The following is a 14,861-nucleotide window of genomic DNA, read 5'->3' on the forward strand; positions in this document are numbered from 1 at the left end:
GGTTAGTTTTAGTTATGACATCTGTTTCGCTGCGTCCGGAGACGCGCCCGACCACAGCGGAGATCCGGAGATTCGTGGCGGCGGGCAACATCCCGACCCTGCTCGCGGTCCTCGTGGAGATGACGGGTGACCACCGGTGGATGGCCGATCGATACCGCCCGACGCGGAGCCGAGGCATGGACGACAACTCCTCGGGCGGGCTCGGAGAGGACGTCCAGCAGGAGATCCGCGCGGCGGTCGTCGACGCCCTCGAGGACTGGTACGACCACGGCCGGCCCGCGCGGAAGCCGGCCGACGAGGCACTCGTCGCATCGTTGATGTCGTTCACCGCGGGCGAGCAGGTGGCCCCGGAATTCGCGCCGATGATGACCGAGATCGTCCGCGGCGACCTCCGGGACACACATCTGCCGGCGTTGCCCGACGATCTCGCCACGTCGATGGACGCATTGGTCATCGGCGCCGGTGTGGCCGGCATGCTGATCTCCGCACAACTCGCCGAAGCCGGCGTCGAGCACACCGTGCTGGAGAAGAACGACGAGGTCGGCGGCTCGTGGTACGAGAACCGCTACCCCGGCGCCGGCGTGGACACGCCGAGCTACCTGTACTCGATCTCGTCCTTCGACCACCCGTGGTCCACGCACTTCGGCAAGCGCGACGAGGTGCAGGGCTACCTGCAGGCCTTCGCCGACCGGCACGCGGTGCGCGACCGCGTCCGCTTCGGCACCGAGGTCCTCTCGGCTGCCTACGACGCCGAGACCCAGCGCTGGACGGTCCACGTCCGTGACCGCGAGGGCCACCAGGACACCCTGACCGCCCGGATCCTCATCAGCGCAGTCGGTCTCCTCAACCGCCCCAAGCTTCCCGGGCTTCCGGGGATGGACGACTTCACCGGTCCGATCTTCCATTCCGCGCAGTGGCCCGACGAACTCGACGGGCCCGGCGCGCTCACCGGCAAACGGGTCGCCATCGTCGGGTCCGGTGCCAGCGCGATGCAGATCGGGCCGGCCATCGCCGATCGGGTCGGATCGCTGACGATCTTCCAGCGCTCGCCGCAGTGGATCGCGCCGAACGATGACTACTTCGCGCCGGTCGGCGACGACGTGCACTGGCTGATGGACAACCTCCCCGGGTACCGGGAGTGGTACCGCGCACGACTGTCGTGGATCTTCAACGACAAGGTCCACTCGACCCTGCGCATCGACCCGGACTGGCCCGAGCCGACCGCGTCGATCAACACCGTCAATCACGGTCACCGCGAGTTCTACCTGCGCTACCTGCGCAGCGAACTGGGTGACCGCGACGACCTCATCGACCTGTCGACGCCCGACTATCCGCCCTTCGGGAAGCGGATGCTGTTGGACAACGGCTGGTTTCGCATGCTGCGCAGGCCGAACGTCGAGCTGGTACCGCACGGCGTCGAACGGGTCACCTCCGATGGACTCGTCGACGGCACCGGCACCGCCCACGACTTCGACATCATCGTCTTCGCCACCGGATTCCACAGCGACCGCTACCTCTACCCCATGGACATCGTCGGACGCATGGGACAGAACACCGTCGAGGCGTGGGGTGATCACGACGCGTACGCCTACCTCGGGATCACCGCACCCGACTTCCCCAACCTGTTCATCCTCACCGGGCCGAACACCGCACTGGGACACGGCGGCAGCTTCATCAGCATCCTCGAGTACCAGGTGCGCTATGTCTGCGACGCTCTCCGCGCGATGATCGAGAACCGGCTGGGCGCACTGGAAGTCCGGCGTGACGTCACCGAGGAATACAACGACGCCGTCGACCGCGCCCACGCGCAGATGGTGTGGACGCATCCGGCGATGACCAATTGGTATCGCAACCCCGACGGACGCGTCGTCGCCGTCCTGCCATGGCGGATCGTCGACTACTGGGCGCGGACGCGCAGCGTCGACCTCGACGATTTCGTCACAGAACCCCTCGACGACTGACGGGACTACCGTGGCTGTCATGACGCCCCTCATCTCCGCCACCGATCTCGCCGCCCGCCTCGGCGAGGAGAATCTCCGCATCGTCGACGCCACCGTCCATCTGACCTTCGATGCCGACGGCGCACACGTCGCCTCCGGTCGGGAGACCTATCTGGCCGGGCACCTGCCCGGCGCGGTGTTCGCCGATCAGATCACCGACCTCAGCGACCCCGACGGCGAGGCACCGTTCGCCGCAGCAGACTCCGCGCGTTTCGCCGATGCGGTCGGCCGCCTCGGCATCGGCGACGACTCCACCGTCGTCGTGTACGACACCGCCAACGGCATCTGGGCCACGCGACTGTGGTGGCAGTTCGGACTCGAGGGCTTCGACGACGTACTCGTCCTCGACGGCGGATACGCCGCCTGGACCGCGGCCGGCCTCCCGGTCGAGACCGGCGAGGTCACGACCACCCCGGCTTCGTTCACCCCGCGCCGCCGGCCCCAGCGGATCGTCTCCACCCACGAGGTCGCGGCCGCCACCGGCGAGTCCTCCGTCCTGCTGGTCAACGCGCTCGACCGGGAATCGTTCGCGGGCGGCCACATTCCCGGCAGTGTCAACGTGCCGTTCGCCGAACTGGTCGACGACGCGGGGCGCCTCCGGCCGCTAGAGGAGTTGCGCGAACTGTTCGCAGACGCCGGCGCCCTCGATCCGTCGGTACGCCCGGTCACCTACTGCGGCGGCGGGATCGCCGCCACCGCAGCGGCTTTCGCGTTACATAGCCTCGGACGCGACGACGTCGCGGTCTACGACGGATCGATGAACGCCTGGACCGCCGATCCGGCTCGCCCGCTGTCGTGACCGATCCCGGTGCCGCCGACCTCGCCGATGTCACCGTCGAGGTCGTGACCGACCCCGCAGCGGCGGCGGGAGTCGCCGAGGTCGCCGCCATCACGTTCCCGCTCGCGTGCCCGCCGCACGCCGCACCGGCCGACATCGAGAATTTCGTCGCCGACAATCTGCGGGAGAACAACTTTCGTGATCACATCGCCGATCCGACTGCGGACGTCCTGGTCGCGCGCGACGGTGTCGGCGGACCGATCCTCGGGTACGCGCTGGTGATGCATCGCGACCCGACGCACCCCGACGTGTGTGCGGTCGTGACCGAGCGTCCGGTGAGCGAGATCTCGAAGATGTACGTGCTGCGCGACCATCATTCGCGGCAGGGCGCGACGACTCCGTCGCACCTGCTCATGGGTGCCGCGCTCGATCGCGCACGGTCGCACGGCAGTGCTCTGGTGTGGTTGGGCGTGAACCAGCTCAACGTCCGGGCCCAGCGGTTCTACACGAAGATGGGTTTCGAACGCGCCGGCGTGAAGACCTTCACCCTCGGGGACAGCATCGAGCACGACTACGTGTTCACGCAGCGGCTGTGAACCGGCGGGCTCAGTCGCGCCCACCCGCAAACCCACCCCTTTTCGGTAAACCCACCGCGCTCGGATCGGGTGGGTTTACGGAGAAGAGGTGGGTTTGTACGGAGATCAGGCCGCCGACTCCGCGAACCGCGAGAGAGCCAGCAGGCGCGACGTGGCGCGTAGGTACTTCTTGCGGTAACCGCCGGCGAGCATCTCCTCGGTGAAGATCTCGTCGAGCTTCGCGCCCGAGACGGTCACCGGGATGTGGGCGTCGTAGAGACGGTCGGCGAGCACCACCAGGCGCAGGGCGACCGACTGGTCCTCGGCCGGGTGCACCCCAGAGATGCAGACCAGGGAGACGCCGTCGACGAGGTCCTTGTACTTCGACGGGTGCAGGGTGCTGAGGTGGTCGCACAGTGCGTCGAAGTCGTCGAGGGTCGCGCCGTCGGTGGACTCGGCGATCTCGGTCAGTTCGGACTCGCTGCGCGGCTCCGGCGCCGGCGGCAGATCGCGGTGACGATAATCGGGACCGTCGACGCGGATCGTCTCGAACACCGAGGACAGCTTGCGGATCTCCCGTAGGAAGTCCTGGGCGGCGAACCGGCCCTCGCCCAGCTGGCCGGGGAGCGTGTTGGAGGTGGCGACGATCGACACGCCCTTGGCGGTGAGTTCGGTCAGCAGCCGGGAGACGAGCATCGTGTCGCCCGGGTCGTCGAGTTCGAACTCGTCGATACACAGCACCGTGTGCTGTGAGAGCCGCTCGACGGCATTCACGAAGCCCAGCGCGCCGACCACGTGTGTGACCTCGACGAACGTGGCGAACGACTTCGGTGCGGGCATCGAGTGGTAGATCGACGCCAGCAGGTGGGTCTTGCCGACGCCGAAGCCGCCGTCGAGATACAGACCGACGCCCTGGGACGGCGCCTTCCGGGAGAACAGGCCCTTCTTGCCCGAGCGCGCCTTCGACGCCCGCGCCACGAAGTCGCGCGCCTTGGCCACCGCCTCGGCCTGCGACGGCTCGTTGGGGTCGGGGATGTAGGAGTCGAAGCTCACGTCGTCGAAGGTCGACGGGGGCACCATCTCGTCGATGAGTGCGTCGGGCGAGGTCGCAGGGTTGCGATCGCAGAGTCGGGCCACCATGTGTGGAGAGTAGCCAGGCGCGGAATGATGAACGCATGTTCCACCTGCAGAAAGCGACCCAGGTCACATCCGAGGACGAGCTGGTCCGGCTGGCCGAGCTCTACTCGTACCCCCCTCGATCGTCCACGGATCCGGACGACGGCGCGCCGTTCGTGCGGGCGAACATGGTGTCGTCGATCGACGGTGCGGTCACCGTCGACGGCAAGTCCGGCGGTCTCGGCGGTCCCGGCGACAAAGCCGTGTTCCGCGTGCTGCGAGGGCTCGCCGACGTCGTCCTCGTGGGTGCGGGCACGGCGACCACCGAGGGATATGGGCAACCCGCACCCGACGACGCCCTCGCCGCAGTCCGGCGATCGCTGGGGCAGGCGCCCGCCCCGGCACTCGCGCTCGTGTCCCGGTCGCTGTCGATACCGCCCGACTTCGAGCCCGTGTCCCACGAGAACACCGTCGTCCTCACCTGTTCGAGCGCGCCCGCCGATCGCCGGCGGGCTCTGCTCGATGCCGGCGCGACGCTGGTGGACTGCGGCGACGACGCCGTGTCGACCGCGGCCATCCTGGAGCACTGCGGTGTTCGCGGATGGTCCCGGGTGCTCTGCGAGGGCGGTCCGAGTCTGCTCGGTTCGCTCGTGGCAGCCGATGCCGTGGACGAGCTGTGTCTGACCACGAGCCCGCACCTCGTCGGCGGGATCGCCGGCCGCATCGCGGTCACCGACGAGGGGGCGGCGGTCCTGCGCGCACTGCACCCGGCGTCGATCATGACCGATGACGACGGGTTCGTGTTCACCCGCTGGGTCCGCGACGGCCGCCCGTCCACCCGGTGAGCTGTCCGCTCCCGGTCCGGGACTCAACCGACACCCGGCTCGAGCGTCCTCGCGGATTCGTTGACTACGCTCGCGGACATGCCAAGAGCGCACACCCCGGCCGTCGGCGCAGCACCGAACTCCCGCCCGAGGGCTCTCGCGGGTGTGGTCGCCGGCGTGATCGCGGCGATCGTCCTGTCCTCTTGTGCCGTCGGTCCCGACCGTGGCCCCGACCTGATCCCGGGCGGCGGCGGTCAGGAGGGACCGGCACCGTCGTCGTCGACCGCTCCCCCCGCCCCCGCGCTCGCGGTACCGAAGACCGATCTCGAGTGGAGCGAGTGCGCCGCCGAGACGAGCGAACGATACGGGGTGCCCCGTCCGGAAAGCGTGACGATCGAATGCGCCGAATACGACTCGCCCATCGACCGCGACCAGCCCGACGGCGAGGTCGTGTCGATCGCGGTGACGCGCGCCCGGATCGCGGACACCCCACCCGACGCCGCGCCGCTCGTCCTCACCTCCGGTTCCGATCTGCCGTCGTCGCGGACGCTGATGGTGATGACCGCCGGCCCGGGCCGGGCGTTCCTCTCCTCGCACCCCGTGGTCGCGGTCGACCACCGCGGCATCCCTCTCAGCAGCGACATCGACTGCATGACCCGACTGGAACGCACGACGATCGCCAACAACGGCCTCGTCGACCGCGCCACGACGACGGACGCGCGGATCTCGCGCCTGTCCACGGCCGCGTCATCGGCCTCGGACGGGTGCACGGAGACGCTCACCCCCTACCAACTGAGTTTCGGGGCCGCGAACGCCGCCGCGGACCTCGAGTCCCTGCGGCAGCGCTGGGGCGTCGAACATCTGGGGCTCATCGGCACCGGTGAGGGTTCCGACGTCGTGCTCACCTACGCGTCCCTGTACGGCGGACGTGCCGGGCGGATCATCCTCGACACCCCGACCCCGTTCGGCGCGAACGCCCGGGATCGCGCACAGTCCCAGGCGCGGGGCGTCCAGGTGGCGCTCCAGGGCTTCGCACAGCGGTGCTCGGCGTTACCGGGCTGCGCGCTCGGGTCCAACGGGGTCGCGACGATGACCCGCATGCTGGGCAAGGCACGGGCGGGCGACCTCGAGTCGCTCTCCGACACGGCCGCGCTCGAGGCGATCACCACGACCCTGGCCCTGGCGCCGGACCGCCCGCAATCGTTGCTCGACCTCGCAGATGCCATCGCAGCGGCCGACCGCGGCCAGACCGCAGCGCTGGTCCGGCTCGCCGATCGCGCCGCGACCCTGCGGCTCCCCGACGGCGCCCTGGTGTCCCGCTGCAACGACGTGACCGGCCCGGTCGGACAGAACGAGGTGCCGGGTCTGGTGGACGCGTGGTCCACGCAGAACCCCCTCACCGGCGCGAACAGTGCGCTGTCACTCGTTCGGTGCAACGGCTGGGCGTCGGGCAATCCGGTCCGGCCACCCACGTCGCTGCCCGCCGACCCGTTGATCCTCAACGGGACGCGCGACCCGATCAACGGTGGCGAGGGAGCCAATGCCCTGGTGCCGCTGTTCATGAACGCCGAGGCCGAGCCGGTGACCGTCACCTGGGACGGCCTGGGGTATTCGGTCCTGGGACGCAGTGCGTGCGCCGCCGAGGTCGTCGCGGAGTACGTCGATCGGGCACCGCTGCAGGGTCCGACCCAGCGGGGCTGCCCCACCTGAGTCCCCGGACCACGCCGCACGGTTCTGAGCTCGGCGGCGCGCGTAGTACGGTTCGCGGGTGGCCAATCTCGACAGGTATCTCTATCCCCCGATGAGTGCTCAGCGGATCATCCCGATGGTCCTGTGGCCGATCAGCCTGCTCATGGTCGTGCACCGCTCGGTGTTCCTGGGGGTCAACGGTGACCGCACCGACGACTTCAAACCGGTGTACGCCGCGGCCTACAACTTTCTCAACGGCCTACCGGTCTACGGCGAGAACTACGCCACGGTCGACCCGCACTACCTCTACCCGCCGTCGGGCACCCTGCTGATGGCGCCGGTCGCCGTCATCGACTACGAGCGCGCCCGCTGGGCCTTCATCGCGGCGAGCGTCATCGCGCTGCTGATCTGCGCCTACCTGCTCACCCGCATGTTCGGGTTCGCGGTCAACTCGTGGGTCATGCCGACGGTCCTGTTCTTCTTCTTCAGCACCGAAACCGTCTCGCACACACTGATCTTCACGAACTTCAACTCGTTCGTGCTCCTCGGCCTCCTCGCCTTCCTGATGCTGATGCTCAGCCGGCACGACTGGTGGGCGGGCGTGCCGATGGGCCTCACCCTCGCGGTGAAACCGGTACTGGCGCCGCTGATGCTGCTTCCGCTGCTCAACCGGCAGTGGCGGGTGTTCGCGCTCGCCATCGTGGTTCCGGTCGTCCTGACGATCGTCGCCTGGCCCCTGTCGGTCGACGCGAACGACTTCATCAGCCGAACCGTCCCGTACCTCGGCGAGGCGCGCGACTACTACAACAGTTCGATCGCCGGCAACGGCGCGTACTTCGGCGTCGCACCCTGGCTGGTACTACTGCTCCGCGTCGCGTTCGTCGCGATGGCCGCGTTCTCGCTGTGGTTCCTGTACCGCTACTACCGCAGGACCAACGAACTGCTGTGGATCACGGCATCGTCTGGGGTGCTGCTGTGCACGACCTTCCTCGTCGGTTCGCTCGGCCAGGGCTACTACTCGATGCTCCTGTTCCCGCTCCTGATGACGGTGCTGCTGCCCGGATCGCCGATGCGCAACTGGCCCGCCTGGCTCGGTGTCTACGGGTGCATGACCTTCGACGGTTTCTACTCCGACCGCTGGACGGCGTTCGGATGGATGGTCGAGTACAACAAGGTCACCTGGGGTTGGTCACTCCTGATGATCGCGGTGTTCTGCTCGCTGCTGTTCCGCTACCTCGACATGCGGTCCGACGGGGTGGCCGGCATGGTGCCGCCGGTCCGCTCGGAGACCGACGCGCCACGCATCCCCGCCGCCGAGACCGGTGCCACCGAGAACGAGACCGTAGGCCTGTCGAAACAGCGCTGACACAGTCGATCCTGCCGGGCGCGCTACCGTGGAGGACATGACCGACAGCACCCCGTCGACCGACGCCGAGAATCTCGCCGAACTCACCGACGAGCAGTGGCGCCAGCGCCTGACCCCGGCCGAGTACCGTGTCCTCCGCCAGGCGGGCACCGAGGCGCCGTTCACCGGTGAGTACACCGACACCAAGACGGTCGGCATCTACCGGTGCCGCGCCTGCAACACCGAGCTGTTCCGTAGCGAGCAGAAGTTCGAATCGCACTGCGGCTGGCCGTCGTTCTTCTCCCCGCTCGCCGGCGACAAGATCATCGAGGTCGAGGACAACTCGTTGGGCATGCGGCGCGTCGAGGTGCTCTGCGCGAACTGCAAGAGCCACCTCGGCCACGTCTTCGCCGGTGAGGGCTACGACACCCCCACCGACCTGCGCTACTGCATCAACTCCATCAGCCTGACGCTGGAACCGGCCGAGTAGCGGCCGGTCCCGTGCTCAGGGCAGGGCGTCGATCAGCGCCGGCACCTCGACCCGCGGGCCGGTGAAGAACGGCGTCTCCTCGCGGACGTGCATCCGCGCCTCCGTGGCGCGCAGATCACGCATGAGATCGACGATGCGGTGCAGCTCGGGCGCCTCGAAGGCCAGCAGCCACTCGTAGTCGCCCAGCGCGAACGACGACACCGTGTTGGCGCGGACGTCCTTGTACGCGCGCGCTGCCTTCCCGTGGTCGGCGAGCATCTTGCGCCGCTCCTCGTCGGGCAGCAGGTACCACTCGTAGGACCGCACGAATGGGTACACGCAGATGTAGTTGCCGGGGTCCTCGCCCGCGAGGAACGCCGGGATGTGGCTCTTGTTGAACTCGGCGGGCCGGTGCAGCGCGACGTTGCTCCACACCGCGTTGCACGCTCGTCCCAGAACGGTCTCGCGACGGAACTTCGCGTAGGCGGCCTGGATCGGCTCGACGTCCTCGGCGTGCCACCAGATCATGAAGTCGGCGTCGGCGCGCAGACCCGACACGTCGTAGACACCGCGGACGACGACGCCGGTGTCCTCGAGGGACTTGAAGAAGTCCGCGGCGTCGGATTTGGCCTGATCGCGATCAGCACCCAGTTCACCTGGGCGGACCGCGAACACCGAGAACATCAGGTAGCGGATCGTCGAGTTGAGTTCTGCGTAATCCAAGCGGCTCATGGATGCCATCGTGCCACCGGCGCCCACCCGGCGACCAGGCAGGTCAGCGGAGTCGGGTCACGTCAGATCCGCCAGCAGTTCGGCCGCCGCGCGACCGGCCCGGCCGATACAGGCCGGCACCCCGACCCCGGCATACGACGACCCGGCCAAGGCCAGACGCGACGGCCGCGCGGCCAGCACCTGCGACATCGCGGCGAGGTGCCCGGGCGCATACACCGGCAGTCCGTCGTCCCAACGCTGGACGTATGCGTCGACGACCCGCGACGACACCGGTGCGACACCGGCGGCGCGGCACACCTCGTCGAGGTCTTCGAGTGCCTCACGACGCAGCCGGTCGTCGACGCCGGGTTCGGTCGTCTCATCCGGTACCACCGCACCGAACCTCCCGAACGACGCCCGCACCGAGACCGGCCGGTCCGCATCCGACAGATGCGCCCACTTCTGCGAGCTGTACGTGAAAGCCTTGGCGCGCAATCCTTCTCCGGTCCCCACCAGCACACCGGAGTGATCGGGCAGCTCGGTCCCCGGCGCGAGCGCGATCGACACCACCACCGACGAGGCGCCCCGGACCGCGCGCAACGGCGCAGACAGGTCCGGCGCGGACCGACCCAGTAGCTCCCCCGCCCGCCAGGCCGGCACGGCCAGGAGCACGGCGTCGTACGGTCGCGGGTCGCGAGGCTTACCGAAGTCGAGCACCCACCCGGCCCCCGACGGAGTGACATCGGTGACCGGACACGAGATCTCGGGTTCGACGCCGGCCGCGGCCCGCAGGGCGTCGAGGAGGACCGTGTATCCGCCCACGAGGGCGCCGAAGACCGGACCCGAGACCCCGGCCCCCGCGGCGATGAGGTCGTTGACGGCAGCGGTGAGCGACGGCGCGCCCGCGTCGAGGCGCGTGGCCAGCGCCGGTAGCGCCTCGCGGACCCCGATGTCGCCGGCGAGACTGGAGTACACACCGCCGAGCATCGGGTCGACGCTGCGCGCCACCACCGAGGGCCCGAACCGGTCGGCGACCAGGTGCCCGACGGACAGATCGGTCCCGGCTTCCCACCGCATCGGACGGTCGGGTTCACCGGACATGCGGTCGACGTCCTCGGGGTCGGCGAGACCGTCGACGACGGCCGGTCCGGCCGGGATGCCCATCAGCGCCGGACTGGGCAACGGATGCAACCGCTTACCCGACCACACCGCGGGACGGCGCGGCGTCGGCGAGACGATCCGGTCGGCGAGGCCCAGTTCGGTGACGAGTTCGAGCGCCTCGGGTCGCCGGACGATGAACGCCTCGGCCCCGACGTCGACGGTCCGACCGCCCACCGTCGTGGTGTGCAGGACCCCGCCCACCCGTCCGGAGGCCTCGAGCAGGTCGAGGTGCGCGTCGGGCCCGAGCGCACGACGAAGGCGGTAGGCGGCGGTCAGACCGGAGATCCCGCCGCCGACGATCGCGATTCGGACCCGCGGGGACATCAGAGGCTGTGGATGACTTCGACGGCGCGTGTCAGCACGTCCGGGTCGGTGCCGGGCAGCACGCCGTGTCCGAGGTTGAAGATGTGCCCGACCGCCCCGGCGGCGATCGCCCGGTCACCGTCGGCGACCACCCGGCGAACCTCGGCGTCGACGACGTCGGGACCGGCGAACAGCAGTGTCGGATCGAGGTTGCCCTGCACGGCCTTGCCCGGGCCCACCCGGCGCACGGCCTCCTCGAGCGGCACGCGCCAGTCGACGCCGATGACATCGGCACCGACATGCGCCATCGGGGCGAGCAGCTCACCGGTGCCGACGCCGAAGTGGATGCGCGGGACGCCGTACCCGGCGACCTCCGCCAGGACACGAGCGCTGTGCGGTGCGACGAAACGCTGGTAGTCGGCGGCCGACAGCATGCCCGCCCACGAGTCGAAGAGCTGGATCGCGTCGACTCCGGCCTCCAGTTGGACACGCAGGAACGCGATGGTGATGTCGGCGAGGCGCGCCATCAGCTCGGCCCACGTCTCCGGGTCGCCGTGCATCATCGCCTTGGTCCGCTCGTAGTTGCGGCTCGGGCCGCCCTCGATGAGGTACGAGGCCAGGGTGAACGGCGCTCCGGCGAAGCCGATCAGCGCCACCTGGTCCCCCAGCTCGCCGAGCAGCAGTTCGATGGCCCGCGCGATCGAGCCGACCGCTGCCGGTTCCAGCCGCGGGATGCGCGACACCGCGTCGGGCGAGCGCACCGGCTCGGCGATCACCGGCCCGGTGCCCGCGACGATGTCGAGGTCGATGCCGGCGGCCTTGAGCGGCACCACGATGTCGGAGAACAGGATCGCCGCGTCGACGTCGTGCCGGCGGACGGGCTGCATGGTGATCTCGCAGACCAGTTCGGCGTCGAAGCAGGATGCCAGCATGCCGTGATCGGCGCGGATGGCCCGGTATTCGGGCAGCGAGCGGCCCGCTTGCCGCATGAACCACACCGGACGGCGTGACGGGGTCGCGCCGGTGGCCGCGGCGACGAGCGGCAGGTTCGACCTATGGACCCGGGTACCAGTTGCGTTCGACATCACCGCTTACTCTGCCATGCCCCTCGATCTGCGCACGGGTGGTCCTCGGCGCGCCTCCGCCGTGGCCGGGCACCCCAGCCCTACGGTCGAACGGTGACCTCTTCGGGAGCTCCGGACGAGCCTGCTGATTTCCGCGCGGCGGTGGAGTCGCTGCATGCTGCCCGGGTGCGCCGCGAGATCGAGGTCGGGCCCATCCGCCCGCCGCAGCGCCTGGCGCCGTACAGCTACGCCGTCGGCGCCGAGGTGCGCCCGCCCGAGGACCTCGACGTCGTGCCCACGGATTCGCAGGGAAGCGCCTTCGGGCGCCTCATCCTGCTGTTCGATCCCGCCGGACAGGACGCGTGGAACGGCACCATGCGCCTCGTCGCGTTCCTCCAGGCGGAGGTGGAGGCCGCCCTGGCCATGGATCCGCTGCTGCCCGAGGTGGCCTGGAGCTGGCTCAGCGACGCCCTCGGCGTCCCGGTGGGTGCGACCGCCACACCCGACGGTTCCGCCCACCGCGTCGAGGTGACCGCGCTCGGCGGCACCGTCACCTCCACTACGTCGGTCCGGTACGGCGACATCGCCGGACCTCCGCGCGCACATCAGCTCGAGGTGCGCGCCTCGTGGACCGCCCTGAGCTCGGACGGCCTGAACAACCACCTCGAGGCGTTCTGCGACGTGCTCGCCTCCGCCGCCGGCCTCCCCCCGGTCGGGGTCACCGAACTCGGCGCGACGTGAACGACTCCACCCCCGGGGATGCGGCCGAGAACCCGATCGAGCCGGACCCCGCGTCGGAGGTCACCCCGTTGCTCCGGCCGGCCGACGGCGTGCCCCCGGTACTGGCGACCGCCAGCGAATTCGCCGACGCGGCAGCCGCTCTGGCAGCCGGCGACGGGCCGATCGCCGTCGACACCGAACGCGCGTCGGGCTACCGGTACTCGCAACGCGCCTATCTGATCCAGATCAAACGACGCGGATCGGGGAGCTTCCTGCTGGACCCGATCGGTGATCCCGGCGCGCTGGCGCCCGTCATCGACGCGATGCGCGGACCGGAATGGGTGCTGCACGCGGCCGATCAGGACCTCCCGTGCCTCCGCGAACTCGGTTTCGAGTGCGTCGAGCTGTACGACACCGAGCTGGCCGGACGCCTCCTGGGCCTGGCGAAGGTCAACCTCGCCGCGATGGTGGCGGAGTTCCTCGGGCTGGGACTCCTCAAGGGACACGGCGCCGCCGACTGGTCGCGCCGCCCGCTGCCCGACGAATGGCTGAACTACGCCGCGCTCGACGTCGAGGTCCTCGTCGAATTGCGCGACGCCATGGACGCCGCACTCGCAGAGGCGGGCAAGGACGGCTGGGCGCGAGAGGAATTCGCGTACGTCCTGGGTCGGCCACCGGCACCGCCGCGCACCGACCGGTGGCGCAAGACGTCGAACGTGCACACCGTGAAGTCCACCCGCGCCCTCGCCGCGGTCCGCGAATTGTGGACCGCGCGTGAGGAACTGGCGCAGCGTCGGGATGTCGCGCCCGGACGTGTCCTGCCCGACACCGCCATCGTCAACGCCGCTACCGTGAACCCCCAGTCCATCGCCGAACTCACCAAGCTGCCGGTCTTCGGCGGCCCGCGTCAGCGCCGTCAGGCCGGGATCTGGATGTCCGCGCTGCAGCGGGCGCGCGAGATCCCCGACAGCAAGCTGCCCTCGCGGAAGTCGACCGGACCGGGCCTGCCCCCGGTCAGCCGGTGGGATCAGCGCAACCCGGAGGCCGCGGCGCGGCTGCAGGCGGTCCGGCCGGTGCTCAAACAGATCGCCGAAGACCACACCCTGCCGGTGGAGAACCTCCTCGCACCCGACGTGGTGCGACAGCTGTGCTGGGACGGGTTGCCGGAACCGATCACGACCGAGGCGCTCGATGCACATCTGACCGCCGCCGGCGCCCGCACGTGGCAGCGGACGCTCTGTGTGGAGGCCCTGACCGAGGCCCTCCTCGACGCCGCCCGACCAGGGCCGACGGCGGCCGCTGAGTAGATCGCCCAGCCCGACGAGACCCCCGGCCATCGCGCTGTGGCGCCGACCTTCGCGTACATTCGGGGGTCACGACCCGAATGCCATCACCCGAGTACGCGAGCCACCGGGAAGTCACCTCCGGTGTGCACACCACCTTCCGCGATGGGAGCAGTTCCGTGGCCACAGTCTCCGTCGGCATCGACTCCGACCTCGAACCGAGCGCAGCATGGGCGCTCGCCAGCAACCTCTCGCGCTTCGACGAGTGGATGACCATCTTCGGCGGGTGGCGCTCGCCGGTCCCCGACACGATCGCCGAGGGCACCACCATCTCCTCCCTCATCAAGGTCAAGGGCTTCCGCAACGTCATCCACTGGACCGTCACCGACTACGACGAGCCGCGGCTCATCGCGCTCTCGGGAACCGGCCGCGGCGGGGTGAACATCGATCTGGCGATGAAGGTCGACGAGATCGCCGACGGTTCGCACTTCGATCTGTCGGCCGAGTTGTCCGGCGGTCTGCTCAACGGCTCGGTCGGCAGGCTCGTCGCCAAGATCCTGGAATCCGATGTGCACAAGTCGATCTCGAACCTGGCGACACTGCGCTGAGTCGATCGGGGCCGACCTGACCCCTCTGCACCCTAATCCGAGGAACCACCAAACCGCTGGTCTGTGGGGTGCAAGCGACCCCCTCCCTCCGCTCCCTGAGGTGCGAGGAGCGCCAGCGACGAGCCACGAAGACATCCCAGGGGTGCAAGGTGTCAAGCGGCGAGGTTGGCGCGGTGGTTCCAGGCGGTGTGTTCGTTGTAGAGGGTGCGGTGTTT

The 14,861-nt window shown here is 69.5% G+C and carries 14 protein-coding genes; 10 read left to right on the forward strand and 4 right to left on the reverse strand.

From position 1 onward, the window contains the following. Positions 1-14: 14 nt before the first annotated feature. From M4D77_RS12775 to M4D77_RS12785, 3 genes are read left to right on the forward strand one after another with little or no spacing between them, the layout of a single operon-like run. Positions 15-1,961, forward strand: a complete 1,947-nt coding sequence (locus tag M4D77_RS12775; protein WP_259936362.1) for an NAD(P)/FAD-dependent oxidoreductase — start codon at positions 15-17, stop codon at positions 1,959-1,961. Between the two features lie 19 nt (positions 1,962-1,980). After that, the gene (locus tag M4D77_RS12780; RefSeq protein WP_259936363.1) at positions 1,981-2,799 is read left to right on the forward strand and encodes a sulfurtransferase; all 819 of its coding nucleotides are present in this window, start codon (positions 1,981-1,983) and stop codon (positions 2,797-2,799) included. After that, positions 2,796-3,374, forward strand: coding sequence for an N-acetyltransferase (locus M4D77_RS12785; protein WP_259936364.1), 579 nt, complete (start codon positions 2,796-2,798; stop codon positions 3,372-3,374). Before M4D77_RS12780 ends, M4D77_RS12785 begins: the two co-directional genes overlap by 4 nt. A gap of 105 nt (positions 3,375-3,479) precedes the next feature. Here M4D77_RS12785 and zapE read toward each other — a convergent pair whose 3' ends face one another. Then, positions 3,480-4,493: a cell division protein ZapE gene (zapE, locus tag M4D77_RS12790; protein WP_159370698.1), complete on the reverse strand. Its 1,014-nt coding sequence runs from the start codon at positions 4,491-4,493 to the stop codon at positions 3,480-3,482. 35 nt (positions 4,494-4,528) lie between these two features. On the opposite strand from zapE, the gene M4D77_RS12795 reads away from it, so the two are divergent. The 4 genes from M4D77_RS12795 to msrB all read left to right on the forward strand — a co-directional run bounded on the left by M4D77_RS12795 (position 4,529) and on the right by msrB (position 8,817). Further along, complete coding sequence (locus M4D77_RS12795; RefSeq protein WP_159370697.1) at positions 4,529-5,314, forward strand: pyrimidine reductase family protein; 786 nt, start codon at positions 4,529-4,531, stop codon at positions 5,312-5,314. A 78-nt stretch (positions 5,315-5,392) separates the two neighbouring features. Further along, complete coding sequence (locus M4D77_RS12800; RefSeq protein ID WP_259936365.1) at positions 5,393-7,003, forward strand: alpha/beta hydrolase; 1,611 nt, start codon at positions 5,393-5,395, stop codon at positions 7,001-7,003. A 58-nt stretch (positions 7,004-7,061) separates the two neighbouring features. Further along, positions 7,062-8,348, forward strand: a complete 1,287-nt coding sequence (locus M4D77_RS12805) for a glycosyltransferase family 87 protein (protein ID WP_259936366.1) — start codon at positions 7,062-7,064, stop codon at positions 8,346-8,348. Positions 8,349-8,385: 37 nt separating this feature from the next. Continuing rightward, complete coding sequence (gene msrB, locus M4D77_RS12810; RefSeq protein WP_058250317.1) at positions 8,386-8,817, forward strand: peptide-methionine (R)-S-oxide reductase MsrB; 432 nt, start codon at positions 8,386-8,388, stop codon at positions 8,815-8,817. Positions 8,818-8,832: 15 nt separating this feature from the next. Here msrB and hemQ read toward each other — a convergent pair whose 3' ends face one another. The 3 genes from hemQ to hemE are packed head-to-tail and all read right to left on the reverse strand — an operon-like array spanning position 8,833 to position 12,056. After that, positions 8,833-9,528 carry a hydrogen peroxide-dependent heme synthase gene (gene hemQ / locus M4D77_RS12815; RefSeq protein WP_058250316.1) on the reverse strand — a complete coding sequence of 232 codons (696 nt, stop codon included), beginning with the start codon at positions 9,526-9,528 and terminating at the stop codon, positions 8,833-8,835. Positions 9,529-9,585: 57 nt separating this feature from the next. Next, positions 9,586-10,992: an FAD-dependent oxidoreductase gene (locus tag M4D77_RS12820; RefSeq protein ID WP_259936367.1), complete on the reverse strand. Its 1,407-nt coding sequence runs from the start codon at positions 10,990-10,992 to the stop codon at positions 9,586-9,588. Then, a complete protein-coding gene (gene hemE, locus M4D77_RS12825) occupies positions 10,992-12,056 on the reverse strand; it encodes a uroporphyrinogen decarboxylase (protein ID WP_259936368.1) in 1,065 nt (354 codons plus the stop codon). The genes M4D77_RS12820 and hemE overlap by 1 nt, the downstream gene beginning before the upstream one ends. 93 nt (positions 12,057-12,149) lie before the next feature. Here hemE and M4D77_RS12830 point away from each other — a divergent pair, with 93 nt between their 5' ends. From M4D77_RS12830 to M4D77_RS12840, 3 genes are all read left to right on the forward strand, one after another. Continuing rightward, on the forward strand, positions 12,150-12,776 hold the full coding sequence (locus M4D77_RS12830) for a DUF3000 domain-containing protein (protein WP_058250234.1): 627 nt from the start codon (positions 12,150-12,152) through the stop codon (positions 12,774-12,776). Continuing rightward, complete coding sequence (locus M4D77_RS12835) at positions 12,773-14,062, forward strand: HRDC domain-containing protein (protein ID WP_396266581.1); 1,290 nt, start codon at positions 12,773-12,775, stop codon at positions 14,060-14,062. The genes M4D77_RS12830 and M4D77_RS12835 overlap by 4 nt, the downstream gene beginning before the upstream one ends. A gap of 155 nt (positions 14,063-14,217) precedes the next feature. Next, the gene (locus tag M4D77_RS12840) at positions 14,218-14,646 is read left to right on the forward strand and encodes an SRPBCC family protein (RefSeq protein WP_068969826.1); all 429 of its coding nucleotides are present in this window, start codon (positions 14,218-14,220) and stop codon (positions 14,644-14,646) included. Positions 14,647-14,861 lie beyond the last annotated feature (215 nt).

The organism is Gordonia sp. p3-SID1431, assembly GCF_025143765.1.
Lineage (GTDB): Bacteria > Actinomycetota > Actinomycetes > Mycobacteriales > Mycobacteriaceae > Gordonia > Gordonia hongkongensis.